The organism is Bradyrhizobium sp. Arg816 (assembly GCF_029989365.1).
GTDB lineage: Bacteria > Pseudomonadota > Alphaproteobacteria > Rhizobiales > Xanthobacteraceae > Bradyrhizobium.
The window spans coordinates 1-2500 of record NZ_JAPRAQ010000060.1 but is presented as its reverse complement, the minus strand read 5'-3'; the positions used below and the strand labels follow the sequence as shown (position 1 = coordinate 2500).

2 tRNA genes and 1 rRNA gene are annotated in these 2500 nt (G+C 54.4%); all 3 read right to left on the bottom strand.

Annotated elements, in window-relative coordinates:
• Positions 1 to 384: 384 nt before the first annotated feature.
• The 3 genes from OWC48_RS45690 to OWC48_RS45680 all read right to left on the bottom strand — a co-directional run bounded on the left by OWC48_RS45690 (position 385) and on the right by OWC48_RS45680 (position 2247).
• Positions 385 to 460 (bottom strand) — tRNA-Ala (locus OWC48_RS45690).
• Between the two features lie 33 nt (positions 461 to 493).
• Positions 494 to 570 (bottom strand) — tRNA-Ile (locus OWC48_RS45685).
• Between the two features lie 188 nt (positions 571 to 758).
• Positions 759 to 2247: ribosomal RNA gene (locus tag OWC48_RS45680) — 16S ribosomal RNA — on the bottom strand.
• Positions 2248 to 2500 lie beyond the last annotated feature (253 nt).

Genomic DNA, 2500 nt, shown 5'->3' with positions numbered 1-2500 from the left:
GGCAGAATGTTGTCTGCAGAATTACCTTGCGGCACGCGCCCTCGATGAACGCTATCTGCAGCCGGACAATGATTAGAAAGACCAGCTTGCTTCGTAAGATCGTTCCGATAGCGAGGCGGTCAAGCTTCGCTAAAAGGATCATTTACAACTCGCATTCCTTCCAGACGCAGCCTTGTGAGCTACATTGAAAGGCGCACGAGCGCCGAAATGATCCGGAGATAATGAAGTATCGCGCAACAATTGCTTGTTGCCCGATCCAACTCGGATCGATCTCCTCTTTACGATGTCAGAAATCACGCACGTCACTGTCCATCCGGACTAGTGGGTGCGAAGTGATGTTTCGCGGACGATTCAGGTGCACGATCAGTCGATGATCAAACCATCTGGTGGAGCCAGACGGGATCGAACCGACGACCTCATGCTTGCAAAGCACGCGCTCTCCCAGCTGAGCTATGGCCCCGTAACCAGAAGACGAATGCTCACTCGATGAGTGTGGTGGGCCTGGGAAGACTTGAACTTCCGACCTCACGCTTATCAAGCGCGCGCTCTAACCAACTGAGCTACAAGCCCCTAACGCATATCCAGTCAAGGACCAGGGATTCTGCAAGGTTGCAGCCCCAGCGCGTGTTCGTCCGCGAAGAAAGAGAAACGAAGACGGCGAAATCCCGCCAATGCAGCTCAACAATCCTGACGATCGTTGGCCACTGATGTTTCTAAAACGGTTCGATAGAAGCAAGCTTCTGAAGAACCATCCTTAGAAAGGAGGTGATCCAGCCGCAGGTTCCCCTACGGCTACCTTGTTACGACTTCACCCCAGTCGCTGACCCTACCGTGGCCGGCTGCCTCCCTTGCGGGTTAGCGCACCGTCTTCAGGTAAAACCAACTCCCATGGTGTGACGGGCGGTGTGTACAAGGCCCGGGAACGTATTCACCGTGGCGTGCTGATCCACGATTACTAGCGATTCCAACTTCATGGGCTCGAGTTGCAGAGCCCAATCCGAACTGAGACGGCTTTTTGAGATTTGCGAAGGGTCGCCCCTTAGCATCCCATTGTCACCGCCATTGTAGCACGTGTGTAGCCCAGCCCGTAAGGGCCATGAGGACTTGACGTCATCCCCACCTTCCTCGCGGCTTATCACCGGCAGTCTCCTTAGAGTGCTCAACTAAATGGTAGCAACTAAGGACGGGGGTTGCGCTCGTTGCGGGACTTAACCCAACATCTCACGACACGAGCTGACGACAGCCATGCAGCACCTGTGTTCCAGGCTCCGAAGAGAAGGTCACATCTCTGCGACCGGTCCTGGACATGTCAAGGGCTGGTAAGGTTCTGCGCGTTGCGTCGAATTAAACCACATGCTCCACCGCTTGTGCGGGCCCCCGTCAATTCCTTTGAGTTTTAATCTTGCGACCGTACTCCCCAGGCGGAATGCTTAAAGCGTTAGCTGCGCCACTAGTGAGTAAACCCACTAACGGCTGGCATTCATCGTTTACGGCGTGGACTACCAGGGTATCTAATCCTGTTTGCTCCCCACGCTTTCGTGCCTCAGCGTCAGTATCGGGCCAGTGAGCCGCCTTCGCCACTGGTGTTCTTGCGAATATCTACGAATTTCACCTCTACACTCGCAGTTCCACTCACCTCTCCCGAACTCAAGATCTTCAGTATCAAAGGCAGTTCTGGAGTTGAGCTCCAGGATTTCACCCCTGACTTAAAGACCCGCCTACGCACCCTTTACGCCCAGTGATTCCGAGCAACGCTAGCCCCCTTCGTATTACCGCGGCTGCTGGCACGAAGTTAGCCGGGGCTTATTCTTGCGGTACCGTCATTATCTTCCCGCACAAAAGAGCTTTACAACCCTAGGGCCTTCATCACTCACGCGGCATGGCTGGATCAGGGTTGCCCCCATTGTCCAATATTCCCCACTGCTGCCTCCCGTAGGAGTTTGGGCCGTGTCTCAGTCCCAATGTGGCTGATCATCCTCTCAGACCAGCTACTGATCGTCGCCTTGGTGAGCCATTACCTCACCAACTAGCTAATCAGACGCGGGCCGATCTTTCGGCGATAAATCTTTCCCCGTAAGGGCTTATCCGGTATTAGCACAAGTTTCCCTGTGTTGTTCCGAACCAAAAGGTACGTTCCCACGCGTTACTCACCCGTCTGCCGCTGACGTATTGCTACGCCCGCTCGACTTGCATGTGTTAAGCCTGCCGCCAGCGTTCGCTCTGAGCCAGGATCAAACTCTCAAGTTGGACTTGAACTTTGAACCGGCTGATCACAACGTTTGACGAGGTCCCACCATTTTTCCATCGACCGAAGCCGATGAGCTGCCTGCGATTCACATCGCTGGCAACGATGGTGTTTCCTTTAAAACGTGTACCGCCGAAGTCTTTCGTCCCCTCTCAGAACTCAAAAGCCGAAGCTCTTCAGTGTCCGAGAGGCGCAAGGACTCCGCCGTCCACGTTTCTCTTTCTTCATCTTCACTTGTCAAACAGCCCGAGACCG